The sequence below is a fragment of the Bacillus sp. FJAT-29790 genome (assembly GCF_019039215.1).
Classification (GTDB): Bacteria; Bacillota; Bacilli; order Bacillales; family Cytobacillaceae; genus Cytobacillus.
Genome location: NZ_JAHNZZ010000001.1, coordinates 1,418,432 through 1,444,923 on the forward strand (window position 1 = coordinate 1,418,432; position 26,492 = coordinate 1,444,923).

29 protein-coding genes are annotated in these 26,492 nt (G+C 37.8%); 6 read left to right on the forward strand and 23 right to left on the reverse strand.

Translation table 11 applies throughout. From position 1 onward, the window contains the following. Position 1: 1 nt before the first annotated feature. The 11 genes from BGM26_RS06590 to paaA all read right to left on the reverse strand — a co-directional run bounded on the left by BGM26_RS06590 (position 2) and on the right by paaA (position 9,128). A complete protein-coding gene (locus BGM26_RS06590; RefSeq protein ID WP_254119087.1) occupies positions 2 to 1,003 on the reverse strand; it encodes an alpha-ketoacid dehydrogenase subunit beta in 1,002 nt (333 codons plus the stop codon). Further along, positions 1,000 to 2,064, reverse strand: coding sequence for a pyruvate dehydrogenase (acetyl-transferring) E1 component subunit alpha (gene pdhA / locus BGM26_RS06595; protein WP_217038919.1), 1,065 nt, complete (start codon positions 2,062 to 2,064; stop codon positions 1,000 to 1,002). Before pdhA ends, BGM26_RS06590 begins: the two co-directional genes overlap by 4 nt. A 188-nt stretch (positions 2,065 to 2,252) precedes the next feature. Then, complete coding sequence (locus tag BGM26_RS06600) at positions 2,253 to 3,047, reverse strand: ABC transporter ATP-binding protein (RefSeq protein WP_217038921.1); 795 nt, start codon at positions 3,045 to 3,047, stop codon at positions 2,253 to 2,255. Further along, entirely contained in the window at positions 3,022 to 4,053 is a 1,032-nt protein-coding gene (locus BGM26_RS06605) for an ABC transporter permease (RefSeq protein ID WP_217038922.1), read from the reverse strand. Before BGM26_RS06605 ends, BGM26_RS06600 begins: the two co-directional genes overlap by 26 nt. A gap of 161 nt (positions 4,054 to 4,214) precedes the next feature. After that, positions 4,215 to 4,988: an enoyl-CoA hydratase-related protein gene (locus BGM26_RS06610; RefSeq protein WP_217038924.1), complete on the reverse strand. Its 774-nt coding sequence runs from the start codon at positions 4,986 to 4,988 to the stop codon at positions 4,215 to 4,217. 15 nt (positions 4,989 to 5,003) lie between these two features. Further along, complete coding sequence (locus tag BGM26_RS06615) at positions 5,004 to 5,783, reverse strand: enoyl-CoA hydratase/isomerase family protein (RefSeq protein ID WP_217038926.1); 780 nt, start codon at positions 5,781 to 5,783, stop codon at positions 5,004 to 5,006. Continuing rightward, positions 5,776 to 6,084, reverse strand: a complete 309-nt coding sequence (locus BGM26_RS06620; RefSeq protein WP_217038927.1) for an EthD family reductase — start codon at positions 6,082 to 6,084, stop codon at positions 5,776 to 5,778. The genes BGM26_RS06615 and BGM26_RS06620 overlap by 8 nt, the downstream gene beginning before the upstream one ends. A 288-nt stretch (positions 6,085 to 6,372) precedes the next feature. Beyond that, positions 6,373 to 6,870 (reverse strand): 1,2-phenylacetyl-CoA epoxidase subunit PaaD, encoded by a 498-nt coding sequence (gene paaD / locus BGM26_RS06625; RefSeq protein WP_254119090.1) that lies wholly within the window; start codon positions 6,868 to 6,870, stop codon positions 6,373 to 6,375. A gap of 38 nt (positions 6,871 to 6,908) precedes the next feature. Further along, entirely contained in the window at positions 6,909 to 7,700 is a 792-nt protein-coding gene (gene paaC, locus BGM26_RS06630) for a 1,2-phenylacetyl-CoA epoxidase subunit PaaC (protein WP_217040682.1), read from the reverse strand. Positions 7,701 to 7,713: 13 nt separating this feature from the next. Continuing rightward, the gene (gene paaB, locus BGM26_RS06635; RefSeq protein WP_217038929.1) at positions 7,714 to 8,070 is read right to left on the reverse strand and encodes a 1,2-phenylacetyl-CoA epoxidase subunit PaaB; all 357 of its coding nucleotides are present in this window, start codon (positions 8,068 to 8,070) and stop codon (positions 7,714 to 7,716) included. A 155-nt stretch (positions 8,071 to 8,225) separates the two neighbouring features. Beyond that, complete coding sequence (gene paaA / locus BGM26_RS06640; protein ID WP_254119441.1) at positions 8,226 to 9,128, reverse strand: 1,2-phenylacetyl-CoA epoxidase subunit PaaA; 903 nt, start codon at positions 9,126 to 9,128, stop codon at positions 8,226 to 8,228. A gap of 353 nt (positions 9,129 to 9,481) precedes the next feature. Between paaA and BGM26_RS06645 the strand changes: the two genes are divergently transcribed. The 3 genes from BGM26_RS06645 to BGM26_RS06655 all read left to right on the forward strand — a co-directional run bounded on the left by BGM26_RS06645 (position 9,482) and on the right by BGM26_RS06655 (position 12,890). Beyond that, positions 9,482 to 10,699, forward strand: a complete 1,218-nt coding sequence (locus BGM26_RS06645; protein WP_217038931.1) for a beta-ketoacyl-[acyl-carrier-protein] synthase family protein — start codon at positions 9,482 to 9,484, stop codon at positions 10,697 to 10,699. Positions 10,700 to 10,908: 209 nt separating this feature from the next. Further along, the gene (locus BGM26_RS06650; protein ID WP_254119092.1) at positions 10,909 to 12,168 is read left to right on the forward strand and encodes a sensor histidine kinase; all 1,260 of its coding nucleotides are present in this window, start codon (positions 10,909 to 10,911) and stop codon (positions 12,166 to 12,168) included. Positions 12,169 to 12,338: 170 nt separating this feature from the next. Then, positions 12,339 to 12,890 carry a cysteine hydrolase family protein gene (locus BGM26_RS06655; protein ID WP_217038933.1) on the forward strand — a complete coding sequence of 184 codons (552 nt, stop codon included), beginning with the start codon at positions 12,339 to 12,341 and terminating at the stop codon, positions 12,888 to 12,890. 77 nt (positions 12,891 to 12,967) lie between these two features. On the opposite strand, the gene BGM26_RS06660 is transcribed toward BGM26_RS06655, so the two are convergent. The 3 genes from BGM26_RS06660 to BGM26_RS06670 all read right to left on the reverse strand — a co-directional run bounded on the left by BGM26_RS06660 (position 12,968) and on the right by BGM26_RS06670 (position 14,388). Further along, the gene (locus BGM26_RS06660; protein WP_217038934.1) at positions 12,968 to 13,150 is read right to left on the reverse strand and encodes a hypothetical protein; all 183 of its coding nucleotides are present in this window, start codon (positions 13,148 to 13,150) and stop codon (positions 12,968 to 12,970) included. A 126-nt stretch (positions 13,151 to 13,276) separates the two neighbouring features. Further along, positions 13,277 to 13,738, reverse strand: coding sequence for a hypothetical protein (locus BGM26_RS06665; RefSeq protein ID WP_254119094.1), 462 nt, complete (start codon positions 13,736 to 13,738; stop codon positions 13,277 to 13,279). 245 nt (positions 13,739 to 13,983) lie between these two features. Continuing rightward, entirely contained in the window at positions 13,984 to 14,388 is a 405-nt protein-coding gene (locus BGM26_RS06670) for a hypothetical protein (RefSeq protein ID WP_217038938.1), read from the reverse strand. A 431-nt stretch (positions 14,389 to 14,819) separates the two neighbouring features. On the opposite strand from BGM26_RS06670, the gene BGM26_RS06675 reads away from it, so the two are divergent. Further along, positions 14,820 to 15,167: a hypothetical protein gene (locus BGM26_RS06675; RefSeq protein ID WP_217038940.1), complete on the forward strand. Its 348-nt coding sequence runs from the start codon at positions 14,820 to 14,822 to the stop codon at positions 15,165 to 15,167. A gap of 205 nt (positions 15,168 to 15,372) precedes the next feature. Here the strand turns inward: BGM26_RS06675 and BGM26_RS06680 are convergent, their stop codons facing one another. Both BGM26_RS06680 and BGM26_RS06685 read right to left on the reverse strand, forming a co-directional pair. Next, positions 15,373 to 15,810, reverse strand: a complete 438-nt coding sequence (locus tag BGM26_RS06680; RefSeq protein WP_217038942.1) for a permease prefix domain 1-containing protein — start codon at positions 15,808 to 15,810, stop codon at positions 15,373 to 15,375. Beyond that, positions 15,811 to 16,158, reverse strand: coding sequence for a PadR family transcriptional regulator (locus BGM26_RS06685; protein WP_217038944.1), 348 nt, complete (start codon positions 16,156 to 16,158; stop codon positions 15,811 to 15,813). Positions 16,159 to 16,362: 204 nt separating this feature from the next. On the opposite strand from BGM26_RS06685, the gene BGM26_RS06690 reads away from it, so the two are divergent. Then, positions 16,363 to 17,040, forward strand: a complete 678-nt coding sequence (locus tag BGM26_RS06690; protein ID WP_217038946.1) for a YdeI/OmpD-associated family protein — start codon at positions 16,363 to 16,365, stop codon at positions 17,038 to 17,040. A 143-nt stretch (positions 17,041 to 17,183) separates the two neighbouring features. Here BGM26_RS06690 and BGM26_RS06695 read toward each other — a convergent pair whose 3' ends face one another. From BGM26_RS06695 to BGM26_RS06720, 6 genes are all read right to left on the reverse strand, one after another. Next, positions 17,184 to 19,778, reverse strand: a complete 2,595-nt coding sequence (locus BGM26_RS06695) for an ABC transporter permease (protein WP_217038947.1) — start codon at positions 19,776 to 19,778, stop codon at positions 17,184 to 17,186. Beyond that, entirely contained in the window at positions 19,775 to 20,458 is a 684-nt protein-coding gene (locus tag BGM26_RS06700) for an ABC transporter ATP-binding protein (protein WP_217038948.1), read from the reverse strand. The genes BGM26_RS06695 and BGM26_RS06700 overlap by 4 nt, the downstream gene beginning before the upstream one ends. A 177-nt stretch (positions 20,459 to 20,635) precedes the next feature. After that, a complete protein-coding gene (locus BGM26_RS06705; RefSeq protein ID WP_217038949.1) occupies positions 20,636 to 21,637 on the reverse strand; it encodes a sensor histidine kinase in 1,002 nt (333 codons plus the stop codon). A gap of 1 nt (position 21,638) precedes the next feature. Further along, positions 21,639 to 22,322, reverse strand: a complete 684-nt coding sequence (locus tag BGM26_RS06710) for a response regulator transcription factor (RefSeq protein WP_217038950.1) — start codon at positions 22,320 to 22,322, stop codon at positions 21,639 to 21,641. Positions 22,323 to 23,149: 827 nt separating this feature from the next. Then, on the reverse strand, positions 23,150 to 23,725 hold the full coding sequence (locus BGM26_RS06715) for an undecaprenyl-diphosphatase (RefSeq protein WP_217038952.1): 576 nt from the start codon (positions 23,723 to 23,725) through the stop codon (positions 23,150 to 23,152). Positions 23,726 to 23,948: 223 nt separating this feature from the next. Beyond that, positions 23,949 to 24,503 (reverse strand): helix-turn-helix domain-containing protein, encoded by a 555-nt coding sequence (locus BGM26_RS06720; protein WP_217038954.1) that lies wholly within the window; start codon positions 24,501 to 24,503, stop codon positions 23,949 to 23,951. A gap of 127 nt (positions 24,504 to 24,630) precedes the next feature. On the opposite strand from BGM26_RS06720, the gene BGM26_RS06725 reads away from it, so the two are divergent. After that, entirely contained in the window at positions 24,631 to 25,590 is a 960-nt protein-coding gene (locus BGM26_RS06725; protein ID WP_217038955.1) for a PLP-dependent cysteine synthase family protein, read from the forward strand. A gap of 336 nt (positions 25,591 to 25,926) precedes the next feature. Here the strand turns inward: BGM26_RS06725 and BGM26_RS06730 are convergent, their stop codons facing one another. Beyond that, positions 25,927 to 26,364: an SRPBCC family protein gene (locus BGM26_RS06730; protein ID WP_217038956.1), complete on the reverse strand. Its 438-nt coding sequence runs from the start codon at positions 26,362 to 26,364 to the stop codon at positions 25,927 to 25,929. Between the last annotated feature and the right edge of the window lie 128 nt (positions 26,365 to 26,492).

Consider the following 26,492-nt stretch of genomic DNA (forward strand, 5'->3'; position numbering starts at 1 on the left):
CCTAAAATGCCATTACTTTTTTGATCGCATGCATAACTCTATCAACGCTCGGCAAATAATGGTCTTCAAACCCGAAATATGGAACCGGTACATCAAATCCCGCAACCCGCTCTACAGGGGCCTTTTGATATAAAAATGACGTATCATTGATGATTGCTACCACATCATTCCCCACCCCGCCAGTTGCATGTGCTTCATGAACAATAACAGTCCTGCCGGTTTTTTGGACCGACTCAGCAATGATGTCCTTATCGAGCGGAAAAAGAGTCCTTAAGTCAATAACGTCACAATGAATCCCTTTTTTCCTCATTTCTTCAGCTGCTTTTCGTACAATCGGAACCATTGCTCCCCAAGTAATAACCGATACAACATCGCCATCCATCAGCCTCATGCCTTTCCCGATTTCAACTGTATACTTCCCTTCTGGCACTTCCCCTCTTTCTGATCGGTAACAGCGCATCGGCTCTAAAAATAAGACAGGATCAGGATCTTCAATCGCTGCAATCAACAATCCCTTTGCATCATACGGGCTAGATGGACAGACAACCTTTATACCGGGCATATGCGTAAAAAGAGCTTCTGTACTGTCACAATGGAGTTCAGGAGCCCTCACACCTGCACCATATGGAGCGCGAATCACGATCGGAACCGTGAAATGGCCCATCGTTCGCATCCGCAGGCGGGTTGCATGAGTCATAATCTGTTCATAGGCAGGATAAATGAAACCTAAAAATTGGATTTCAATAACAGGTAAAAAACCATTAACCGCCATGCCAATTCCAGCACCGACAAAACCGGCTTCGCTTAACGGGGTATCAATTACACGGTCTTCTCCGTATTTCGCCTGGAGCCCATCCGTCGCTCGAAATACACCACCATTTATCCCGATGTCTTCCCCTAATAATAGGACTTCATGCCTTTCTGCTAACATCGTATCAAGCGCATCCGTTATGGCTTGTATCATTGTCATCGTTTTTATTTTAGCAGCCGTTTTCAACTTCATTCACCCCCAATAAACCGCAGATACTCCTCTTTTTGCTGCCTGATCTGCCATGTTGGTTCCGCAAATACATGATCAAATATATCTGCAGGATTTGCAGGCGGAAACGCTTCCATTTCTGCGACCGCTTTTTCAATCTCCTGTGCAGCATCGGCTTCCATTTCAAGGACCCGATTTTCCTCATAGATCCCTTCCTTTTTCAGCCATCTTTCCACACGGAGAATCGGATCTGTTTCGGATCTGCGGGTGCTGCTTTCTGACTGGTCCCGATATTTAGCTGGATCATCAGCTGTCGTATGAGCACCATATCTCCACGTAACAGCTTCTATCAATGTCGGACCCCCACCGTTTCTTGCTCGTTCCAATGCTTTTAATGTTTCGAAATATACAATCAAGACGTCATTGCCATCGATCCGGACTCCCGGCATATCATAAGCCAAAGATTTCTGTGCGATCGTTTTTGAATTCATTTGTTTTTCGAGTGGAACAGAAATCGCGTATTGGTTATTTTGATTAAAAAAGACGACAGGCACTTGAAACACGCTGGCAAAATTCAGCCCTTCATGGAAATCTCCCTCAGATGTAGCACCATCACCAAAATAAGCAATTGCTGCGGTTTTTGACCCTTTTTTCTTTTCCGCAAAAGCAGCGCCGGCAGCATGTGGAATTTGCGTAGCAATTGGAATGCCTGGCGGAAAAATCTTTTTGCCATCCGGAGGGATGCAACCTTCATTTCTTCCGTTCCAAAACAGGAGGATATTTCTTAACGAATGCCCGAACACCATCGCTGCCCCGTGATCACGGTACGTCGGAAACATCCAATCTTCGGGATTCAATGCCAGTGCACTACCAACTTGGGCTGCCTCCTGTCCTTCAAAAGGGGCGTATGTGCCGATTCTCCCTTGACGCTGTAAGCTGATTGCTTTTCGATCAAACATTCGAATTCTAATTAGCTGTCTGAGAAAATGGTATACAAGCTCAGCCGTAACTTTTTCTTTATAATCAGATGAAACAATCTTTCCGTTAGAGTCCATGATTTGCTGGATCGGAAATTGATTTTCCATATTCTCACCCTTTTCTCCGTAATCATATTGGTAATAATAACAACGGATATCATTCATGGATAAGGGGATCAAATTCTTCTTTGCGTATTTGCACCCAGATTTTCACCTTAGCTTGCTCGATAAATTCCTCAAAAAAATCAAAAGGCTCGCCGGAGGCTTAACTTCCTACTTCCTAGATGCAATAGTTATTAGGACAAAAGAGTACGATCACTTGCCATTTTTGAGCCTCTAATTCTTTGAAATTCATTTAAAAGCTGTTCGATCGTCAATTTTCTTTTTTGTTCTTCGTCTACTTCGAAAATAATCTGTCCATTGTCCATCATGATTAGTCTATTTCCAAGGTCAAGAGCTTGCTGCATATTATGAGTAACCATCAATGTGGTCAGATTAATTTTTCCGACGATTTCTTTCGTTAAGTTTGTAATCAGTTCCGCACGGGCAGGGTCAAGTGCGGCTGTGTGCTCATCTAATAATAGAATTGCTGGCTCGGTAAAAGTCGCCATTAATAACGACAGTGCCTGACGTTCTCCTCCAGACAGCAGCCCTACTTTCGCTGTTAACCGGTTTTCCAAACCGAGGTGGAGGGTTGCTAGAATCTCTTGAAAAAACTCCTTCCGCTTCTTTGTCACCCCTTTTCTTAAAGTTCTAGACCTATCTCTTGAAAAAGCCATCGCCAGATTTTCCTCAATTGTCATGCTTGGAGCTGTTCCTGCCATTGGATCCTGAAAAACACGGCCGATTAGCTTCGCTCTTTTATACTCGGGTAGATTGGTGACATCCTGGTCGTCAATCGAAATAGCCCCAATATCTGGGTTCATCACACCCGAAATCATATTCATCAATGTCGATTTCCCTGCTCCATTGCTGCCAATAACAGTTACAAAATCTCCCGCAATTAAAGTAAGATTTATGCGATCTAGTGCTACTTTTTCATTAGGCGTCCCTTCATTGAATACTTTATGAATCTGACTTAATTTCAGCATCTGCCTCACCCTTTCTATCTGGTGATAAATGCAAAAGGGCCAAGTGTTCCTCATGTCTTCTAGCCTTCCGATTCTTTTCTTTCGTCCTATCAATAATTTTCGGTGCGATAAGGGCCAAGATGACAATAGTGGCGGTGATCAGCTTCATATCTCCCGGCTGAAGGAAATCGACTCGCAAAGCTAATGTGACAACGATCCGATAAATGATTGCCCCACCAATAACAGCTAACGTTGTCCTTGCGATTGTTTTCGTTCCAAATATGGCTTCACCGATGATTACAGATGCGAGACCGATAATAATCATCCCGATCCCCATCCCGACATCAGCAAATCCACTTTGCTGAGCGATGAGTGCACCGGAAAACGCCACCATCGCATTTGCAAGGCCAAGCCCGAGAATGACCATTGAATTCGTGTTGGCTGACAGGCTACGAATCATCCTTTTATTGTCACCTGTTGCCCTTAGTGCCAGGCCAATTTCTGTTTGTAAAAAGCGATCAGTCAGAAATTTTATGGCCAAGGTAACAAGCAACATGAAAATGAATATTCCCCATGTCCTTGGCAGGCTGTCTCCAAACCCAACAGTAATGAAAACACGATTAATAATCGAATCGAATCCTGTTTTTTCCCATGTCTCTCTTAGACTTGTCATTGCAGTTTCTGTATTTAATAATGGTACATTGGATTTCCCCATGATCCGCAGATTAATTGAATAAAGGCCAATCATCATTAATATTCCAGATAGGAGAGCATTGATTTTTCCAAAGGTATGAAGGATACCTGTTATACATCCAGCAGCAAAGCCGGCCACAAGCGCTGAAAATGTTGCTACAAAGGGGTTAATTCCGCTGACAATCATCGTTGCCGCTACAGCTGCTCCTGTTACAAAACTTCCATCAACGGTCAAATCGGGAAAATCAAGGACCCGAAAAGATAAGTAAACACCAAGTGCCATAATCGCATAGATGATTCCAGATTCAAACGCCCCAAAGACTGCTGTGAACACTTAGAATCACACCCTCTATTGTGATTTTCGCTTATCGAAACCGATTCTAATAAAAGCCACCCCCTTCGTTTTTGAATTGGATGGCCCTACAATTAAAGGATGATCAAGGACAACCTATTCCTCATCCTTATGTAATCATTAAAAAAATAAACTCTTTTCAATTATTCACCTTGAAAAATTGGTTTTCGTTTCTCTTTAAAAGCTGCTACGCCTTCTTGATGATCGGCAGTCATACCCGCAATTCGCTGTCCTTGTGCATCTCGTTCCAGACTTTCCTGTAGTGTTGAATCCCAGCTCGCCTTCAGGTTTCTTTTTATCAATCCGATTGCTTTTGTTGGCATACTGGCGAGCCTTTCTACAAAAACCGTCACCTCTTCCGTCCAATTTTCAATCGGGATCACTTTTGTAGCTAAGCCCAGTTCCTTCGCATCATGGGCGGAAATTTTTTCACCTAGAACGGCCAGTTCAAGAGCTTTTGCATGCCCAATGAGTTTCGGAAGATAATATAGATTTCCTGCATCGGGTACAAGACCCACGTGTATAAAAGCTTCGATAAAACTTGCCTTTTCAGATAAAAGACGGAAATCACAAGCAAGTGCCAGACTCATTCCCGCACCGGCTGCTACCCCGTTTACCGCCGCAATGATCGGCTTTTCGCAATTATGAAGCTCCATGACCATCGGGTTATAGCGCGTACGCAAGACTTCACCATGATCCATTTCATCATTGACTCCTTCGAGATCCTCCCCTGAACAAAAAGCTCGCCCTTCGCCCGTTATCACAATAGCACGGACACCAGCATCTCTGTTCGCCAATTTAATCACATGCTGGACTTCTTTATTTAGTTGTTCCGTAAACGCGTTTAACTTGTCTGGCCGGTTTAAGGTGATCCAGGCCACTTGATTGGAAACTTTATATTTAATTGCTTCATACATAGGCTATGAATCCCCCTATTTCCCTTTAAAATGTGGCTTTCGTTTTTCTTGAAATGCTTTCATACCCTCTTTTTGATCCTCGGAAGAGAATAATAGGTAGAAGTTTTTACGTTCAAACTGCATGCCTTCATTTATTGGTGTATCTACGGCCTTGAGAACGGATTCTTTGATGAGCCGGATGGACAATGGTGCCTGTCTTGCAATCGATTCAGCCATTTTGATCGTTTCCTCCAAGAGTAGCTCTTTAGCGATCAAACGGTTTATGATTCCGAAATGGAGAGCTTCTCGTCCGGAAATTCTCTTTCCTGTAAACAGCCATTCCATAGCTTTTGTTCTTCCAACAAGCTTTGTTAAACGCTGTGTTCCCCCGGCCCCTGGCATGACGCCAAGATTCACTTCCGGAAAGCCAAATTCCGCATCTTCTGCGGCAAAAAGCAAATCACAGCAAAGTGCCAACTCGAAACCGCCCCCGAGAGCAAAGCCCTGTACAGCCCCGATGATCGGTTTTTTGATCATGGCAATCCGGTCCCAATCCTTAAATTGATTACGAAGCTCAAAATCTACTGCATTTTCGTCAGCCATTTCAGCAATATCTGCTCCAGCCGCAAAAGCCCGGCCATTCCCGCTTAATACTATCGCACGGACATTTTCATTTTTATCGAATTCTTCCAGAACCGTTACAATTTCAGAAACCATCGGGCGGTTGATGGCATTTAGGACGGAAGGACGATCTAAAGTGATGAAACCAAGCTGTCCTTTAACGGACGTCTCGATATATTCATAGCTTTTATTCATCAACTTCCTCACCAATCATCATAGTAATTAAATTGCCGGCAAAGCTCATCACATCTTTTCCAGAAGCTTTCCCTTCGTCTGTTTTCATCGCTGCCTTTAATGCCTCTTGGCTGTCATAATACATTTCACACATTAAATAATATTTTCCTTCTCCCCCCATCGGACTGCCAACAATTTTCGTAACCTCCATTTTCCTTAGTCCTGGAATTTTTGCTGTAAGCGGTGCATGCGTATTAAAATAATGCTCATCGAAAGCGTCTTTATTTTCGGGGTGTTTGTATAAAGCGATTAATTTGATCATTTTCTTAACTTCCTTTCGGTTTGAGACTTTTATTTTCAATTAGTGAATAGAATTTCGCTGTAAAATGGATCAAAATTTCAATTTTCATGTAATTTCTGAAGAATAATAGCAAAATGGCGCCTGTTTTTTTAGCAAATATTAAAATATCGGCCAATTGCGGACATTTATCGGCCAATTATTACATTTTAACGGCCAAATTCTAATTTTATCGGCCAAATGAAAATCTGTTTCCCTTTTCTATTAAAATCGAAGAAAATTGCCCGTTTCTTTCATTTAATCTAAAAAAAGTCACATCATCGTGGAAACAGGTTTCATAGCTTCAAACGGATTTTTGCAAGATTTGCAGTATAGGATACTACGGCATGCTGTCGGACCAAATAAATTTTCAATTGTCGTGTAGGTGGCATCGCAATACGGACAATCAACATGCCATTCTCCTGTTTCACTAATTTGTTTAGGAGGAGGTGCAATGCCGAACTCCTTTAAATGAACCCTTCCATCATTTGTAATTCTGTCTGAGGTCCAAGGCGGATGGTATATAAATTGGACATCGATTTTGTCAAACAAGTTTAATTTATTCATTTCCTGCACTACATTTTTACGGATAATATCAAGAGCCGGACAGCCCATAAAAGTTGGGAGAAGCTCAATGAGTACTGATTTTCCGCTCACATCTACTTTTTCTACCATCCCTAAATCGACGATTGAAATAGCTTCGATTTCCGGATCTTTCACGTTATTAAGCGCTATCAAAACAACGGATTTCATTGTGTGATTTTGTTGCATATCTCATCAATCCCTTAAAAAAATTCTGACATTACACCCTACCAACTCACAGCAGGATTAGAGTTATACACTTCGGCAAGGATCGCTAAAGCAGAGTCCAAATCCTGTGTATGTCTGCCATTACGGCCGTTTCCATTCTTCATTCCAAAATTTTCAGGGAGAGACAGGTTCACAGAATCAAAGATTGGTTTCATAACAAACTTCCATTTCTTTTTCAAAATTTCCTCATTTTCGATTAATCCTAGATTCTCCATTTCACTTCCTTGAGGCCCGAGTGTCAACACACCTTCGATATCATCAAATACCCTTTTAATGGCTGCTGCCATCCTCTTTCTTGCGTCATCCCCTGCCTGCATTAATTGGACAAACCATGTTTTCCAGTGCATGAGGTGATAATAGAGCTCCATATTCACCTTAACAGCAACATTCGCTAAAGGCTCATAGGATGAATGTTTCAAGGACTCCATGCGGATTTTTTTTGCCTGGATATAAAAATAATTTCTTACAACTGCAAACGCCCAGTCATATCGAGGCTCGGATAAATAGTGACCAGGGCCATTCACCATTTCTAACAACACGGCGTTTTTCCGGTTTGCTGCCTTTCGTCCATGGGCGAGATCATCCATATTTCCCTCCCCAAGTTCCTCGAGAAGCTGATAGAACATCGCCGCATGGCCCATTGTATCCTGGCTGATTGAAGAAAAGGCGACATCTTCCTCAATATGGGGAGCAAGGCCAAGCCATTCCGACCCCCGGTAGGCGAGAATAAAATCATCATCTGCCAGTTGATATAACAAGGCGGTTAAAGCCGATTTATAAACAGTATCCATTGGTGGTGATCCGTCAATCTTTTTCACTTTTATTCAACCCTCCCCATGACATGATCTCCTTCTCATCAAGTATCTCCTGTTCATATTGACGCCATTTTTTCTTTAAATACCCATACCCCTTTGTGTTTCGGTAATCTTTATTGTCTAATCGCTTTAAAGAATGTTTTTCTTCAAGCGACATTTTTCGAATATCTGACCGCTTGACGACCCAAATATCTGCAACTGGCTCTCGCCTCATGAAATTTTCCTGTGCCATCACGAGCGCGAGGTCTTTGTTTGGTGCTAATAGAGAAAATTGATATTGAAGTGGAGAGGTATCAGTTCTTTTACTAAAAACCTCAAATTCCTGATAAAATCCTGCACTGTCCAAGGGGCTTCCTCCAGTCTGGATTTATGTTGATGTTTTCGAAATTATTGTATCTGTTGAGGTGAGTAGTCAGAGGTGAAACATGGAGTAATCATCGATTAAAGTACCATCTCTTTAGTTTATGGCACTAATTTCTTTGAAAAGAACTTCATTTTTTGCTATTTTTCTTTTGTCAATGCTTCACGGACCCACTTATTTTCTAAATAAGAAGTCTGACGAAGCTGTAATCGCTCTTTAGATTTTGGGCCGTTGTTCTTGATGATTTCCTTAAAACGGTTCCAGTCAGGCTGCTGATAAATCCAAAGTTTCTGTTCTTGATCGTAATGCATCGTTTCATCCGGTATCGTCAATCCAAGTGATAATACCCTTGGAATATACTTTGTGAAAAAATCCTGCCGGAGTTCTTCATTCGTTTTCGTCCGGATCTTATACTTAATGGTCGTATCTTGTTTAGAAGTCCCAGTTGTTGATGCATCTGCTGGGCCAAAAAACATGAGAAGGGCATCCCACCATCTATTTATAGCAGCCTGAACCATCTCCCGCTGCTCCTTTGTGCCTTCTGCTAAAGCCATAATAATCGACTCTCCATGCTGAGCATGAAAAACCTCTTCTGCACAAATTCTTTTTAATGCCCGAGCATAAGGTCCATATGAAGCATCAAGCATATTTGTTTGCGAAATAATAGCTGCCCCGTCAACAAGCCAGCCAATTAACCCAGCATCTCCCCATGTCGGTGCCTCCATATGGAAAACATTATGGAATTTTAAACGCCCGCTAAACAAATCTTGCATAATATTCTCACGAGTCTTTCCATAAGGCTTCATCAGATCCTCTGCCACTCTAAGCAGTAATTGCCCATGGCCCATTTCATCTTGAACCTTAGCCATAATCCCAAGCTTTCTTTTTAAAGATGGTGCTTTCGGAACCCACTCCTTCTCCGGGAGAGCTCCCATAATTTCACTTATTCCATGCATCGAGATTAATTTAATGAGCGTTAGACGATAGTCATCAGGCATCCAATCATCCGCTTCAATTTTTTCACCGGACCCGATCCGTTTCATAAAATGCTCATATTTTTCCTCATCCGCTATTGGATCAAAAAAAGTGAACTCTGCCAAAGCATTCACACCTCCTAAAATCTACTATTTGTCATTCGAAGATAACTTATATTTAATGTTTTTATCGTCACAGTACTTATATGTAATATATTTAACGAAAAGTACAGGGAAAATAGGTAAACTCAATAAGAGTTAGAATATTCGTTACTTTAGTTCTATTCATTTCAAAATAATTAGACAGAGTTATAAAAATTGCGACAATTTTGGGAATAAACAGCCATTTACCTATTAATGCTTTATAATGAAATGGTAAATAAGATACATAATCAATATACTTATGAAAGGTTGATATACGAATGAGTAAAATTGTCGTAACCGGATATGGTATAATAGCCCCAAACACCCAAAATAGGAAAGAATTTTTACATAACCTTCGTGATGGAAATTGCTGTCTACAATCAGTTATTGGATTAGGACCAAATAGCGAATCCATTGTCGTTGGGCTAATTGATAAAGGTTTGGAAGAATTTGAGAATAATAAGTATATAAAACGGCTACCTCGTGTGACAAAATTAGGAATAAAAGCAGCGAAAGAAGCTTTAGAGCAAGCAAAAATAACGAACTTAAATGAAAAAAAAGTAGGCTTGTTTTTTGGAACCTCATTGGGTGCTGGCGGGGAAAAGTCCTTTCAAAATGCAATTATCGAAGGAAACCGAAACAATTTCAATAAAATCCCCGTCACGTTTTCGCATATTGCTAACTACCATTGCATCACATCCGCGATTGGCCATTATCTCGGAGTAAAAGGAATAACAAAAACCATAACTACCGGCTGCACATCAAGTTTAGAAGCCATCCAGGACGCAATGGTTTATCTAAAGAGTGGGATAATCGATATTGCCATAGTAGGCGGAAGTGACAGTCCGATTTGCCAAGCGACAATATACGCATTCGCTAAAACAAAAGTCATCCCGTTAGGACAGTCACTTGAAAACGGAGCCGTTCCTTTTCATGAAGAAAGCGACGGATTTGCAATGTCCGAAGCGGGTGGAGTCCTTATTTTAGAAAAAGAGGATGCAGCCATAAAAAGAGGCATTGAAATCAAAGGAGAAATTGCATCCATTGTTTCTAATAATGATGGAGTGTATACTTATTCTGTGGATGAAACTGGGGATCAGATGGTCAATCTACTACACGAGATTGCTAGAGATAAGAATCCTAGTTATATTAATAGTCAAGCACTTGGCATCCAGACACATGATCAAATTGAAAAACGATGTTCGCAGGAAATTTTCAATCACAAAACTCCGTATACTTCAATTAAAAGTATGTATGGAAATCCTTTTGGTGCGATAGGCGTTCTGCAAGTTATTTCATCTCTTCTTAGTATTGAGCACGGATTCATTCCTCCGACAATTCGTACAACAAAAAGAGGATTTGAGAATATGAATATCGTTACCTCAACTGTCTATCAGGATATTAATGAAGTACTGATAACGAATCATGGTCATGGCGGCAATAACGCATGTGCTTCTATTAAAAAATATGAAGGTGACATGAATGTCTTAAGATAAATGGCACTGGCGGAGTTGGTAATGTGATTTTCGGATTATTAGTAATGATTATTGGGATCATTCCCATTGTACTGGCAATTAATACAAGAAGGATATTTAAAGGGACAGAATTATCCTTAGCGCTTTTAATATACATGATTCTAATCAGTATATGGCAATTAAACATAGGGATTCTTTATTTTGTCGGGAATATACCGGAGTCCTGTATATTGTTTTTATTTAAATTTTTACGATTTGCCACTACTTTTGCGATTCCTAGTTTATTTTATGTCGTTTACATTATCTTGAAAAATAACAGTTTAAGCTTTACGAATAATAAATATATACATAGTTTGACTAAACTGTTCTCAAGAAAAACACTTTTAATTTTTTTCATTTGGAGCACTGTTGTTTATATACTTAATTGGACCTCACTTGGAATAAAGGGGCTTACGATCAAACAAATTTATGGATCCCATATAGATTTTTATTTTCCGGTATATGGACAGTTCCAATGGATTTATATACTTCACATGAGCAGCTTTATAGTGTTTTTGTTTATTATCATTTTTGTATCAAAAAGTCTTAAAGATCAATACATCAAGGAGTTTTTAAGGAGTTTTTCTACTTATTCTATCCTGCTTTTCATTTCAGGTTTCATTAATTTTATCCCGGGTACCGGAGCCATTGCAAGCAGCATTGGTGTGGTAATCTTTTCTGTTATGATTATTTTCTCATTCATTAAAATGAATCTTCTTATCACATTGCAGTACAATTTGTTAATTGAGAGACAAAAAAAAATGGACTATACGGGAAATTTGGCGGGAAGTCTTATTCATGAAGTGAAAAATATCAGTCAAGTTATAAAAGGATTTTCCCAAATATTACTGGCATCTCCTACGCTAGCCAGTAATGAAAAAGAAATGATTACTATTATTCAGGGGGCCACTCAACAGCTTGAAGACTTATCTAATAATTATAATGACTATATTAAATTTTCTAAAATGGATTTAAAAATAGAAGATCTCAATAAAATTATTTTTGAATCGATTAGTTTTGTGTCAGAGATCGTTAAAGAAAACAGCGTTACGATTGATTTTCAGAATAGATACAGCTCTTTAAAAGCATATGTCAATAAACCATACCTTCAACAAGTCTTTATTAATATGTTAAAAAATTGTTCCGAGGCAATACCTGGTGAGGCTTTAGAACGTTCGATTACGATTGAAGCAGAAATCATAAATGAGAGTATCTATATACACCTTAAAGATACTGGAAAAGGAATACCAGCGGATAATTGGGAAAGTGTTTTTGATCCATTCACCTCTTCCAAAAGTTCAGGTATGGGCATGGGATTACCTTTTGTTAAAAAGATTATCTTTGAACATAGAGGAGATATCAAAATTGTAAATAGCGGCCCAAATGGCACTCACTTTCAAATTGAGATTCCACAATATGAGTTAAGTGATCTGACAAATAAGCTTAACTAATCATTTTATCTCAGAGAAAAACGGTCTATTTTCTTTCTACTATTAGATAATCAGCTTGAATCGAATGAAAACTTCAGGTTTGATATTTAATATGCAATACTCTTTTTCAAAATTTATATGAAATCCTTGTGATGCAATAAATTTAAGATAAATGACATGGAGGTATTTAAATGAAGAAAAGAGCTTTGTTAAATATCGATTATACATATGATTTTGTGGCTGATGATGGAAAGTTAACTTGCGTGAAGCCTGGACAGGAAATTGAGGCGGCCATCGTGAAATTAACAAAAGAATTTATTGAAGCGAATGAGTTTGTCGTTATCGCTGTTGATCGTCATGAAGAAGGAGACACGTTGCACCCTGAATCAAACCTGTTCCCACTACATAATATTGCGGGCACACGTGGAAGAGATTTGTACGGTTCACTAGCTCCGTTGTATGAACATCATAAAAATGACCCAAATGTTTATTATATGGATAAAACTCGCTACAGTGCTTTTACAGGAACAAACTTGGAAATTAAGTTGCGTGAACGTGGAATAGAAGAATTACATTTAAGCGGCGTTTGTACGGATATATGTATTTTGCATACAGCTGTTGATGCTTATAATAAAGGATTTAACATTGTTATCCATAAAGATACGGTAGCAAGCTTTAATGAAGCTGGGCATGAGTGGGCGCTAGAGCATTTTGCGAATACTTTAGGCGCAAAAGTTATATAATATGCGGCATCTATTTTCCTACCCCCACTGTCATTTGTTATAGAAGTGGGGGTTAATGATCTTTAAATGTCGGTAGATCAATTCGAACACGCTCTTATTAACAATGCAACCACTATAATGATTATTATTGAAATAATATTGACCAAGCAACCACCATCTGGAGACCCTGTAATTGCTCTTGATAGGGCACTATTAAGAGTTCCTACAGGGTTTTTCTGCTGCTCTTTAGCCTGTAATCTTTCTCTCTCCTCCTTTGACACGTTAATCAACTCCTATATAAATGTTAACAACTGTTCTAATCTGAGGGTAGACTATAATAGCGCAGTGCCTAGCACTATTCGCTATTATTTAATCACCAAATGCAAAAATCATTTCTGCTCCGTAAATTAATTCTCTATGCTATCCCTAAGGTCAAAACGTGCAATTTCTTTGCCCTCAATATAAATCACTAACGCAGCTTCCAACGAATTTTTTAATAACTTATCTAATTGTTCTTGTGAGGGTGCGAGGCTTAGTTCCGGATTTTCCTCTCGTGCACCTAATATAAAATCAAAAGTATATTCTCCTTCTTGATTTGGTTCAAGAACCGCAATAAATGTTTTTCCCATTCCTAATCTTGCTTGTGTACCCTCTTCATTATTATAAATATTAAAACCCATCACTTCTTTTGTTACCGTTTGTAATTTTTCGTTAGGTTCGATAGATAATTTTATTCCATCATCATATTCAAATGTTTGGTTATTAGGCTTTTTCGCGCCTCCAAGAGTTTTCTTACTAGTATTCTTTAAAACGAAATCATAACTAAGTGAAATGGGATAAATATATTCACCTTCTTTATCTCCAGACATAATACCAATTCCTCCTGACCTATCATCCCTAACATCAACAGATGCACTTATTAGTTCTAAAGATGGTTTACTTGAACAGCCTGACAACAAGATTAGAACAATGAAAATGCTCGTAAGGAACCTCATGAAATCCCCCCTGAATATGCAAATGATCTTAAATCCTTTTAACTTTATTTAGCAGAAGTCCCCCACTTCTGCTGAATAAAGTTAAGCCTCCGGCGGATGCCTCAGATTTTTTAAAGGAATTACACTTTTTTATAAAAACTTGTCATTATTCCATATCCAAATGTCAAACCGAATATTGGGTATGGTTTAGCAGATAATATTGCTGATCCTATTACCATCGGCAAAGAAATAAATGGTTGGAAATGAATCCACGCATAGAATAATAGATATAGAGACGGCAAGCATATACTGAGAAAATACACCGTATGAAATGACCATTTTCCAGGTTTCCTTCCTTCGTTTAGATTATTTAAACTTCCTAAAATAACCCCTAATGGGATGTAGGTGAATCCAATTAAAAAGACATAGGGATAGACCCGAAATTGATCGTTCAGAATAGCGCGTAATAGATCATGAATGTAAAAAGCTAATAACGAATAGCTAAAAAACAAAATGATTAACATGAAATGTCTCTTTTTAAACAAATTGATCCCTCCCCCAAAAATTTACTCCATGTCAAAAGGAAACTGTGATAATGCAATTTGAAAAGCTTCAGTTTCATTTTTGCCATACCAATTGTAGTATCGTTATACCCTATATATTCTTCAAATCGTTCATAATTCCTTTTATTTCCACTCCACTTAATTGCATTCGCATCAAAAATAAATTCAATAATTCCATTTTTCTGATGAATCCGTCGGAAACAAAAAGTCTGAAATAATCGTCTAATAAAGTAAGGGGTGAATTTAGGGTATGTAGTTTTATGGGACGGCTTACTGGGATGCGTGGGATACGTCTATTTTTCGAACGAGATTCGGGTTTTTATTTCGGACAAATGATATTTCATTTTTTTGCAAAAGTTACGAAAAGGAAATCTTTACTACACAATGATTATAATATGTCGAGGAGGTCTATTATGAAGAGATTTGGTCTATCCAATTTTTTAAATATTATTTTTCCAGCAATAGTGATAATAATTATTGGATATGTATCTTTTACAGACGTATTCATTCAACAAACAGACCACAAATATTTCTTTATTACGCTAATCATTATTTATCCAGCTTTATTTCTTTTACAAGGTGTAATAACCGCAATTTTGAAAAGCAATATTTTAATATCATTAGGTATTTCTAGTTTGGGGTATTTTATTACAATCTTTATATGGGCAAATAGCAGTGCCATTGGTTACATTTTTGTATATCTATTATTTGGATTCTTAGGTTATGGAGTAGTCCGTTTATTTCAAAAAAGAAAAAGATGAAATCGCAGCACTTTTTTTAAGCTTAGGCTGTTTTCGCATATATTGTTGTTTTAGCCTACAAAGTTTGCCCGTTGATTTCCGCTGCGGACACTTGCTTTCCGCGGGGAGGGACGGGAGCCTCCTCGGCGTTACCGCCTGTGGGGTCTCCCGTTCCCTCTATCTCCCGCTGGAGTCAAGTGCCCTCCGCTCCAATCAACTCAGATTATTAAATAAGAATCATATTATAAAAGCAACAAACTTTACGAAAACAGCCTAAACTTATTTGCAAATCGAAAAATAGATAAACAATTCCTAGGACCAAACAAACGAAAAGTAAGCCGTAATTAATTAAAATTCCCACTCTAAAGATGGAAAATGGAATCGTAACAATCCAAGCGATAAGGATATAAATATAGGCGATTTGAAAAGCTTTAAATTGAAACTGATTGATCCAGACTGGAATATTGCCATCAATCAAGTCATCTATTTTCGTCATGCTGGTTTTGGCTTTCGCAATCGCCTCTTTCTCATCCAATCCTTCTTGCATTAAATGTGATACCTTCGCCTCTAAATTCCCTAAAATCTCTTCCTTCAGCTCAAAGATCCCATGATGGTTCTTATAATTTCTGAATAAGTGATCAACATGTTTCTTTAGCTCCTTCATTTACTTCCTCCTCCTAACAATCAACTGATCAATCAGTTCTTTCGCCAACGCCCATTCAGCAACTGCTTCTTCATAAGCCTTTTCTCCACTTTGGGTGATTTTATAATACTTTCGCCTTCCACCCTGACTTTCATTACCCCAATAAGCTGTAATCAGCTGTTGTTTTTCAAGCCTCTTTAAGCTCGTATAAAGGGAGGGTTCCTTCAGCTCAAACTTCCCATTGCTTTGCTCAAATATCGATTTAATTATTTCATATCCATAGTTATCACCATCAATCAACACCCGAAGGATCATCGTATCGATGTGTCCTCGAATGAGATCGCTACTAATTGGAGTCACTTTTTGCATAAATACCCTCCTTGCTCCTATACATCGTATCACACATTACTATGTGTGATAAAGTACTAAATGTTAAATAGATAAGTTTTGGCTAATACCAACCAACATTCATCTCCCAACTACCCACCTGAGCTTCACCCTTCACATTCCTTGAGGTTGGAGTCTTCTTTCGGAAAATGATAAAATGGGAAAAAAAGATAAGGAGTATTCAATGTGAATTCGAAAAAAAGTGTCATTGAAAAATTAAATTTTAGTAAATATCCTACAAAACTCATTCTCCATGCCCCTGAAGACATAGATGACTTTAGTGAAATAGAATATGATTCATCTATTAAAAATGATAAATATCATCTTATTTTTATATTTGTTTTTAATTTAGAGGATATGTCCAAGCATTTACAGTTAGTGATTGAAAAACAGTTAATCGAGGATAACGGATATTTATACTTTGCTTATCCTAAAAAGAACAACCCACAATATAAAGAATACATAGAACGGGATAATATCTTTACAGGAATAAATATGAATGAGGAAGGATATGTTCATGGATGCAACTTAAAGTTTTCAAGAATGATTAGTCTAAATGATGTATTTACTGTGGTGGGGCTGAAATCTGCACCGCAGCGGGCGAAAAAGCCTACAAGCACCAAAAAAAATCAATGTGTCGATGACTATATTGTGCATGTTGAAGATATAAAGCTATATTTATACAATAAAGAGGATTTATTTAGGACATACGACCAGTTAACCTTTGGCTACCAAAAGGATTGGGCGCGTTATGTTTATAGTGCTAAAAGAAAAGAAACTCAAGAAAAACGATTGATGGAAATGGAGGCAATACTAGGCGAAGGCTATAAATCAATTGATTTGTATAGGCGAAAAAAGAAATAATGATCAGTTAACCAGTCTATGGAAGGCAGATTCATATAGTAAATACAAAAGAAGATGAACACTACATTTAGTAGCAGATCATCTTCTTTTTGGAATGAGCAGTATCCCACAGATCCTTTTAAGAATCATTTTACAATCATATACTATATACTTTCCTGCTTTAATGCATCAATAATATTCTCTTTTTTTACTTTGGCGCTGGAGTATAGCATTGCTGAGCTAACGATGATAAATACGGCAGCAATTACATATAAAATACTTATCCAAGGAAGTGCGAATCCATAGCTAAAACTGTTCATCAATGCCCTGTGGATCAAATACATTACAATGAAGCTGACCGGAAGCCCGTAGAGCAGCGATTTTATTCCGTAAAAGATACTTTCATAATTCATCATTTTATTAAAGCCTTTTGGCGTCATGCCAACAGATTTTAGCATCGCAAATTCTCGTTTTCGAAGGGAAATACTCGTGGAGATCGTATTGAAAATATTCGCAATCGAAATCGACGTAATTAACACGATAAAGCCATAAGTAAATACGGACATTAACATGATCAACTGTTCTTCCTGTTGTCTACTTTGGTACATATTGTGAACGTACATATTGCTTTCTTTCATTTCCTCGATTTCCTGTTGTGTTTTCATTGGATCGGTACTTTTTAGAATAAGATATTTCCAAATGTCGGCTTTCAACTTATCGGAGATCAATTGATCCATGACTCGTTCTGAGACGATGATATTTAGCCCGCCTACCCCAGCTGGATGAATACCCATCGGAAATTGATCTGTCAATGCAACAATTTCCACTTTATTTAAATACGTCTCTTCTTCTGTTTCCCGATCTTTATAGATTAAATCAATACTTTGACCAACTCTCGTATTGATGGCCTTCGTTTCGATATACTTCTTTGTTTCTATATCCTGTAAAGGAATTGTATCAATTACAATTGCAGTTAAATGGTTATGATCCCTTAACTTTTCGTAATCTGCTCCAACCTCCTTTGCGTATGCTTGCAAGTATTCCTCATTTAATCCATGTATGTTAATGAAATAGGGGAATTTTCCGTTCTCAAGCATACTCTTATCATTCTTCACCATCTTTTGTAATTCATCGGCGATCGCTGCTTCTTCAATCCAAGAATTCACACCTAACTCGTTAATCATACTATATTCCGCTACATCACCGAGAGAAGCAATCGATTTCATTAAGCGATCTTCTGTTTCAGTAGTCCCACTGGGTATTGATACTTGAATATCATAATTCACACCATCCTGTGAAAGTTCAAGCGATTTTTTCAAATTTGCGGTAAAAAATGACACGGCTAAAAACAGTACAATGCTAATGACAAGTGAAAAGACTGTTGCTTGATACCTGCGTTTATTTCTTTTTAAGTTTTTTAATCCAATTTCTGCTTCGATTCCAAATAGCTTGCGAATGAGCTTCGACGTTTTTACTGCTTTCCTAGTAAGCTTAATATCGGCTGTTTGCCTAATCGCCTCAATGGCAGAGATCTTAGATGCCTTCATTGCTGGAAGATACGTTGAAATGAAAATCGTCATCATCGAAACTGCACTAGCAATCAAGATCGAAAAGGGTGTAACGGTTAACGTTAACTTTTCGGTCATCCCTAATGCTCCTTGAATTATTGAGTTAATGAACCAAAAGGTAATGCCGATTCCGACAAGACCGCAAATAATGCCAATTGGGATACTGATCAACCCAATAATTACTCCCTCAAAAAACACCGAATTTCTTTTCTGCCTTTTCGTAGCTCCCACACTTGCGAGCATTCCTAAATGACGAGAACGTTCTGAGACGGAAATTGCGAAAGCATTATAGATTAACGAAACAGAGCCAATAATAATGACCGCCATAATGATCGCTGATAATGAAAAAAGTGTACTTCGTAAGCCGTCGTTTTTTATTGCACCATAATAGCGTAGTAAATTATGATTAAATTGGATCGATTCTACTTTGTTTTTATTTGCTAATTCCTCTGCATGTGTGAATAAGGAGCTTTTGACCTTTTTTAATAAAACCGCCGCATTGACTGTATCGTTTGCTCCAATCATGCTTTCATCCACATAGGTAATGATCGTATATCCGGGCGCCCATGTTGGTTCCCATTTGGGTCGTTTTATGAAGCCTACAACCGTGTAGTTTCTTGTTGTTGTATTTTTTAAGGTTTCGGTAATTTCACCATTTTCCATATTTAATGGGTCAAATTGTTCTAGTCGGCTATCGTTAACTTCTAGGAATCGTTCGCCAACATCAAGTGTTAAACGATCACCAATCTCGTATTCTACCTTCGCGTTCGTGGGAATTGCCTCTGAAATTACTACTTCATTGTTTGCTTGCGGAAGCCTCCCCTCACTCAATTCAATCGGAAACTGTTTAAAACCTTGTGCATTATACTCCTTGATAAACAAATATGGCTTGTTTTCATTTTGTCCCCCCTCTAAAAGGGCATAACCTCGATCTCGTGAGATCACAAGTGTTTTTGTTGCTTCATCATTTTTAACCGCTTCAAGCTGATCCTTGTTCACATCCTTATAAAGAACATGCCATTCTCCATCGTTTGCAATCGTCTGCCTTTGCATTAATTCCAAAAAAGATACCCCAAGCGTCGCAACAGCTGTCACCATGGCGACTGAAATAATGACGCCAATGAGTGTCACAAGCGTTCGTCTTTTGTTCTGCTTCAAATGTCTTACCGTTAGTTTATTGACAATATTCACGGACGAATCACCTCATCCTTGGCAATCCTTCCATCTTCAATTGCAATAACTCTGTCAGCTTGCAAAGCAATCCGTTCATCATGGGTAATGACGATCAAGGTCTGATTATACGTTTTATTAAACATTTTTAATAAGTCAATGATTTCACTACTATTCTTACTATCTAGATTACCAGTTGGCTCATCTGCCAGCATAATAGCAGGATTGTTGATCAATGCTCTACCAATTGATACCCTCTGCTGTTGTCCGCCGGAAAGCTGATTGGGCAGATGGTTTAAGCGATTTTGCAGATTTAAAATCTTTACAATATCATCTAACTGTTTCTTATCCACCTTATGTTCATCAAGCAGCAATGGCAGAGTTATATTCTCTTCAACCGTAAGGACCGGAATCAGGTTGTAAAACTGATAAATCAAGCCAATTTGCCTACGTCTAAAAATCGCCAACTGAGTTTCATTCAGCTTATATATGTCCGTATTATCAACGAGTACTTTTCCACTGGTCGGTCGATCCACACCGCCAAGCATATGCAGAAGCGTTGATTTTCCTGATCCGGACGGACCGATAATCGCAATAAATTCACCTTTTTTTACCGAAAAAGAAACGTCATCTAGTGCCTTTACTGCCGTCTCGCCTTTCCCATATATTTTAGACAGATGTTCTATTTTTAAAATTTCCATTGTATAACCTCCATATTATTGGTGTTGAGTTCAGTATATCTGTCTAAAATGACTTTCAAGTGACTGTAAAATGACAATCTAGTCACTTAACGTTTATTGTAAAAAGCTGTTTTCGTAAACTTTATCTACGAAAAATATAATTTATCTAAGAAACTTAATGATTTATCTGCGAAACTATTAAATGATTTGTTTATAAAATTTAATCCGAAACTGAGTGCCCTTTACTTTCCGATTCTTTACTTCGAGATCACCATTTTGGCTTGTGATAATGCTGTGAGCCATGGCAAGACCTATGCCGATGCTATCCTCGCTTGCATTTTTTCCTTTATAAAAACGTTTAAATATATAAGGTATTTCTTCCTTTGGGATTCCTTTCCCGTTGTCAGTAATGATGATTTCCGTAAACAAAGGGTTTTCTGAAAAAGAAATGGCAATCACTTCACCTTTAGGAGTATGCTCCAAACAGTTTTTTAAAATATTGATCATTGCTTCGGATGTCCAATTGAGATCACCGAGAAAAGAGACTGTGTCTTCGCCCTTTATTGAAACTGTTTGTTCTTTAATTTCCATCGGAATCAGAACAGGCTCTAGCGCTTTTTGAATTAACTTTCTCACCGCTATTTGATCTTTTTTGAATTGCACTGTTCCTGCGTCAATTTTCGATAGCTTTAAAAGGGAAGAAACAAGCCATTCAATCCGTTCAAGTTGAATACGAATATTGCGTGTAAATTCCGTTCTTTTCGCTTCTGGAAGCCCAGTATCACTTAACAAATCTGCCATCACCAACATGGAGGTAAGCGGAGTTTTGAGCTGATGGGATATATCAGAAATCCCATCTGTGAGTGAGATTTTATCTTGTTGCAAAAGTGAGCGCTGCTCTGATAACATGAGGGTCACTTTATAAATATCACTCTTCAAAATACTTAGCTCGCCCTCACGATTATCGCGAACATCAAGAGCATAATCACCGCCGCTAATTTGGCGCAAATAGCCTGAAAGCTTTTCGATTTCACGATATCTCCAGCTTGTAAATAATAAGCTGCATCCAATTAGCAATACAGAAGTAATAAAAATGAGCGCAGCGGTACTGAGCGAAAAAAATACCGAAATAACGGTCGCCACAAAGGTGATCGAGCACATCACTAGTATTAGAATTTGGATCTCGCGATTACGCAGCATGCTAATCACCCACCTTATAGCCTAAACCGCGCACAGTTTTGATAATTGTTGGATTTTGCGGATGATCCTCTAGCTTTTCCCGTAACCTTTTTATGTAAACCGTTAATGTATTATCATTCACGAAGTCCCCTGCCACATCCCAAATCCGCTCTAAAAGCTGATTTCTTGAGAGGACCTGTCCGATATGGTTAGCAAAGATAAGTAATAACCGATACTCTAACGCAGTCAATGGAATTTCATCGCCATTTTTAAAAACCTTTCCCTCGAGTGTATTAATCCGAATATTTTCTATTTCAATTATTGCTTTTGTCTGATTCTGCTTATGGTATCTACGTAAAACCGATTTGATTCTTGAAAGAAGCTCACGAATACGAAAGGGCTTTGTTATATAATCATCCGCTCCCATGTCAAGTCCCATCACAACATTGACTTCATCATCAATTGCTGTTAAAAAAATGACAGGAATATCGCTCCGTTCTTTCACAATACGGCACAAGTCATAGCCGCTACCATCCGGCAATGATAAATCAAACAAACATAAAGCGAATTGCTTTAAATCTTCGGCTAACACTTTTTTCGCAGTTGCAACATCATGACAAAGAACCGTTGAAAAGTGATCCTGCTGCAGTGAATATTCAAGTCCAGATGCGATCGTTTTATCATCTTCCACAAGCAAAATTTTCATCTAATGATCCCCTTAACTTTCTTTACTTTGAAAAACATCGAATTCCAACACAATATTTCGTAAATAATTTTTGTAAGATATATGCATGATAACATGAATAGATAAGGGTATCTTTAATATTTAAGGGAATATTGTATGAAGGAAATAGGGACGGAGCTTTTGTTTACTTAGCTAGTAATCCAAGCTATTTAGTAAATAGCCTAAATTAACTTTAAAAGGTAGTTTAATAATACTCGAGAGCTGATCTATTTGCCCTTTAACATAGTATTTCTCCAGTTGCAGTCCAATAGAGCTCATCTATTTGCCCTTTAACATGGTATTTCTCCAGTTGCGGTCCAATAGAGCTCATCTATTTGCCCTTTAACAGGATTTTTCATCAGTAACAGTCCAATAGAGCTCATCTATAAGCCCTTGAACAGGATTTTTCACCAGGAACGGTCCAATTGAACTGTTCTATTAGAACTTTAACATGAGTTTTCACCAGTAGCGGTCCAATAGAGCTCATCTATAAGCCCTTTAACACAGTATTTCTCCAGTTGCGGTCCAATAGAGCTGTTCTATTAGCATTTTAACATGAGTTTTCACCAGTAGTAGTCCATTAGAGCTGTTCTATTAGCACTTGAACATAATATTTCTTCATTAGGGGTACAATAAAATCATTTAAGGAGCCCCAAAAAGGCACATACGGACATCGGTAGTTGTTTCAAAGTTGGAATCTATAAATGATTAATTTTTTGAAAACAACATTCCCATAGAAAAGATCCTCAATAAAAAAGGAGAAAACAACTTTGTTTAAATTGTTTCCTCCTTTTAATATCATTTTAAGATCAAGAAGATTTATTAGCTCTATTTCTTTTACCAATAATTGATTCATAGATAGAAATAATCCAGTTTACAAGTGGGTCGAACCATCTTGATAATTTTACAATCACATAGGAGACAACAATGGCCACAATTAAGCTGCCTAATACGTCAAACGGATAATGAACTCCCGCCCAGATACGGGAATAGCCTGTTAAAAGGGCTAAAATGAACATTGGAATACCGACTTTTTTATATCGAAACCACATGGCGATTGCGATCGCAAAAGCACCTGTCGAATGATCACTAGGAAATGAGGCATCCGCTGCATGAGGGATCAAGGTCTCGATGTGATGCGTAACAAATGGACGCGGCTCAAAGTAAATCAGAGAAATAAGAACATTTACAACTAACGCAACGACTCCTGTTCCACCGGCATATAATACAGCGCGTTTCATAGATTTCCCACCAAATACCCAAAGAACTAATAGTGTAAGTGCAAAAATGTAAATAGCATTATTCGTGATAAAAACCATAATGTTATCCAAAACATTACTATGACCAGATAGATTATGGATGCTTTTAAATAATTCGTAATTCATATAATCAATCCTTTTCTTTAATTTCCTTGATTAATTTAGAAGCTTTTTTTAGCACCATTTATATTAACACAATTGTTCTTTATATGGATACTGTCAACAATTCAACTCTAACCTATTTCAAGAATTGCAGCCGATCGTATTTAATAACTTAGTGAAAAATTGTAATAAACACCAAGTAAATAATCCTAATTTCCCAGCCTAATGTTAACCACCTCAGCAGAAACTAATTAGGATAGTGAATTAAAACAATACATTTTACAGGGCTATTTCCGTTGTTCCTGTATATATGAGGCCTATCTGCTTGAAAAGTAATAGAGTCCTCGCTATCCACCACGTAAACCTCTTCCCCAATAACTACCTCTACCTTACCTTCATTTACAAAAATGTATTCTTCTACCCCTACATTATGTGCTTCTGATTTATGCTCACATCCTGATTGGAGGATTATAGAAAAGACCTCAAACTGTTTTTCTGCATTAAATGGAAAAACGGGATATACCTGATACTGTCCATCGTTTTCAACAACTGGCTTCAGGGAATTCTTTTTTATTACAGTAACTGATGGACGATCTCCACTTATTAGCGAAGTGAATGATAGACGTAATCCATTCGCTATTTTCCACAGGGTTGTGACAGTTGGATTCGATTCACCTCTTTCAATTTGTCCTAACATCGTTTTACTAACACCTGTTATTTCAGATGTTTTATCTAAACTCAAATTTCTCTCCTTCCTTATTCGATTTATATTTTTGCCGATATTTTTATTAATTTGGTCCATGTCAGATCCTCCAAATAATTATTTGTACGTTATATTGTATATCTGCACACTATATATTACAATGTACAATATAACGTACAAACGGGTACTATATTGTTTAACATGCCGAAAAAGGGGAGAATTATCTATGGAAAACAGGTCAATATTTTCAGGTGTGCATCAAGTTATCGGTAACACACCAATGGTTCATCTATCTAGAATTACTGAAGGTTTAGATGGGAACATCTTTGCCAAACTAGAATACTTGAACCCTGGGTTTAGCAAAAAAGACAGAATTGGTTTACAAATAATTGAAGAGGCTGAAAAGGCAGGAATACTTAAACCAAATCAAACAGTTGTGGAACTGACAAGTGGGAATACAGGGACAGGGCTTGCTATTGTATGCGGAGTGAAAGGGTATAATTTTGTTGCTGTCATGTCTAAAGGAAATTCATTAGAAAGAGCACGAATGATGAAAGCACTTGGAGCAGAAGTGGTTCTTGTTGACCAAGCCCCCGGTTCACCTGTAGGGCAAGTGTCTGGAGAAGACCTTGCTAAAGTTGAAGAAGTAGCACAGCAAATAACAAAAGAAAGAAATGCGTTTCGTGCTGACCAGTTTAATCATGTTGGAAACATACACGCTCACGAATATCATACAGGGGAAGAAATGTGGAAACAAGCAAATGGTGAAATAGATGTTTTTCTTGATTTTGCTGGATCTGGTGGTACGTTTACAGGATGTGCAAAAGCATTAAAAAAATATAATCCCGATATACGCTGCTATTTAGTTGAACCCCATTCTGCACCCTTTTACTCTGGTAAAATCCCAACTAATCCAAACCATAAGATACAAGGTGGTGGATATTCTATGAATCTACCCCTTCTTGATAAAAGTTTAGTTGCAGATTATATTCATATAACGGATGAAGAAGCAACACGAGTTGCTAGGGAATTAGCAAAAAAAGAAGGAATATTTGCTGGCTTTTCTTCTGGTGCGAATGTGGCAGCTGCATTGGAACTATTGAAAGGGAAGGAAAAAGGGGCAAATATCGTTCTAACGATAAATGATTCAGGTCTCAAATATCTGAGTACAGACATGTATGAATAATTGTTGTTATTTTGTGTGATTTCTCATAGCAACAATACAAAATTCTGCCTATTTCCATTGCGAATAGGCGGAATTTTCAATCCCTTCTACATTCGCACACTCTCCTTCTAATTTATTGGCTAATGTGGTTTTCCCTGAACCTCTGCTGCCATCAATTACAATTTAAAGCGTAAATTGTTTTCTAGGAATTTTATCAATAGACCTAATCAATCGTTCAAAGGTTTTACAATCTTCCTTTTTATTTCGAAATCCAAATAACTCCAGCCCTTCAATATGAATTAATATTTATTCTGTAAATATGTAGTGATACCTTACTGCATAAACTCTTTTTACATGTCAATCCTTCACTAATCCTGTTCTCAATGTATTAACACCAAATTCTAAATAACCCTTTAAACAGGTCAACATATATACCCAGCCTTCTTTATTATCTACCAATTTATGTATTAGCTCATCATCATTTTCTTTAAATCCTTCTTCGTTAACTTCAATAATTGTATTCGAGTGATCCAGCTCGATCAGCGTAATCGTAACAGTACGTTCTTCAGCCGATAGACCCCATTTGAACACGATTTTTTTATTTATCTCGACTTCCACTATTTTAATATCCAGCTGTGCATTGTATTCATTATAGCTCAATGTAATTGTCTTATCTTGTTCCCATCTTACTGAACTTGAAGAGAACCAAAAATTCCCGATTTTTGAAGGGTCTACGAAAGCTTCAAATACTTCATTTGCTGGTTTTAAAATTTTCATTTTCGTTAGGTTGTTCATATAACTAAGTCATCCCTCTCTTGATATGTTTAATATGATTAATGATACCCCATAAAAAAACCTCTATAAATAATTTTTGCCCAATTATATGAATAAATAAGTTTTTGCCTGTTCACGGTCGCATCCGT

Bases quoted from the DNA above. Each gene is read 5' to 3' on its own strand.
- BGM26_RS06610 (WP_217038924.1), bottom strand. From the start codon at position 4,988: ATGTATGAAGCAATTAAATATAAAGTTTCCAATCAAGTGGCCTGGATC.
- BGM26_RS06680 (WP_217038942.1), bottom strand. From the start codon at position 15,810: ATGAAGGAGCTAAAGAAACATGTTGATCACTTATTCAGAAATTATAAG.
- BGM26_RS06715 (WP_217038952.1), bottom strand. From the start codon at position 23,725: ATGAATTACGAATTATTTAAAAGCATCCATAATCTATCTGGTCATAGT.
- BGM26_RS06645 (WP_217038931.1), top strand. From the start codon at position 9,482: ATGAGTAAAATTGTCGTAACCGGATATGGTATAATAGCCCCAAACACC.
- BGM26_RS06685 (WP_217038944.1), bottom strand. From the start codon at position 16,158: ATGCAAAAAGTGACTCCAATTAGTAGCGATCTCATTCGAGGACACATC.
- BGM26_RS06675 (WP_217038940.1), top strand. From the start codon at position 14,820: ATGAAGAGATTTGGTCTATCCAATTTTTTAAATATTATTTTTCCAGCA.
- BGM26_RS06720 (WP_217038954.1), bottom strand. From the start codon at position 24,503: ATGGACCAAATTAATAAAAATATCGGCAAAAATATAAATCGAATAAGG.
- BGM26_RS06730 (WP_217038956.1), bottom strand. From the start codon at position 26,364: ATGAACAACCTAACGAAAATGAAAATTTTAAAACCAGCAAATGAAGTA.
- BGM26_RS06590 (WP_254119087.1), bottom strand. From the start codon at position 1,003: ATGAAGTTGAAAACGGCTGCTAAAATAAAAACGATGACAATGATACAA.
- paaC (WP_217040682.1), bottom strand. From the start codon at position 7,700: ATGGATACTGTTTATAAATCGGCTTTAACCGCCTTGTTATATCAACTG.
- paaD (WP_254119090.1), bottom strand. From the start codon at position 6,870: ATGCAACAAAATCACACAATGAAATCCGTTGTTTTGATAGCGCTTAAT.
- BGM26_RS06665 (WP_254119094.1), bottom strand. From the start codon at position 13,738: ATGTCTGGAGATAAAGAAGGTGAATATATTTATCCCATTTCACTTAGT.
- BGM26_RS06710 (WP_217038950.1), bottom strand. From the start codon at position 22,322: ATGAAAATTTTGCTTGTGGAAGATGATAAAACGATCGCATCTGGACTT.
- BGM26_RS06725 (WP_217038955.1), top strand. From the start codon at position 24,631: ATGGAAAACAGGTCAATATTTTCAGGTGTGCATCAAGTTATCGGTAAC.
- BGM26_RS06655 (WP_217038933.1), top strand. From the start codon at position 12,339: ATGAAGAAAAGAGCTTTGTTAAATATCGATTATACATATGATTTTGTG.
- paaA (WP_254119441.1), bottom strand. From the start codon at position 9,128: ATGAAACGGATCGGGTCCGGTGAAAAAATTGAAGCGGATGATTGGATG.
- BGM26_RS06600 (WP_217038921.1), bottom strand. From the start codon at position 3,047: ATGCTGAAATTAAGTCAGATTCATAAAGTATTCAATGAAGGGACGCCT.
- BGM26_RS06700 (WP_217038948.1), bottom strand. From the start codon at position 20,458: ATGGAAATTTTAAAAATAGAACATCTGTCTAAAATATATGGGAAAGGC.
- pdhA (WP_217038919.1), bottom strand. From the start codon at position 2,064: ATGGAAAATCAATTTCCGATCCAGCAAATCATGGACTCTAACGGAAAG.
- BGM26_RS06615 (WP_217038926.1), bottom strand. From the start codon at position 5,783: ATGAATAAAAGCTATGAATATATCGAGACGTCCGTTAAAGGACAGCTT.
- BGM26_RS06705 (WP_217038949.1), bottom strand. From the start codon at position 21,637: ATGCTGCGTAATCGCGAGATCCAAATTCTAATACTAGTGATGTGCTCG.
- BGM26_RS06620 (WP_217038927.1), bottom strand. From the start codon at position 6,084: ATGATCAAATTAATCGCTTTATACAAACACCCCGAAAATAAAGACGCT.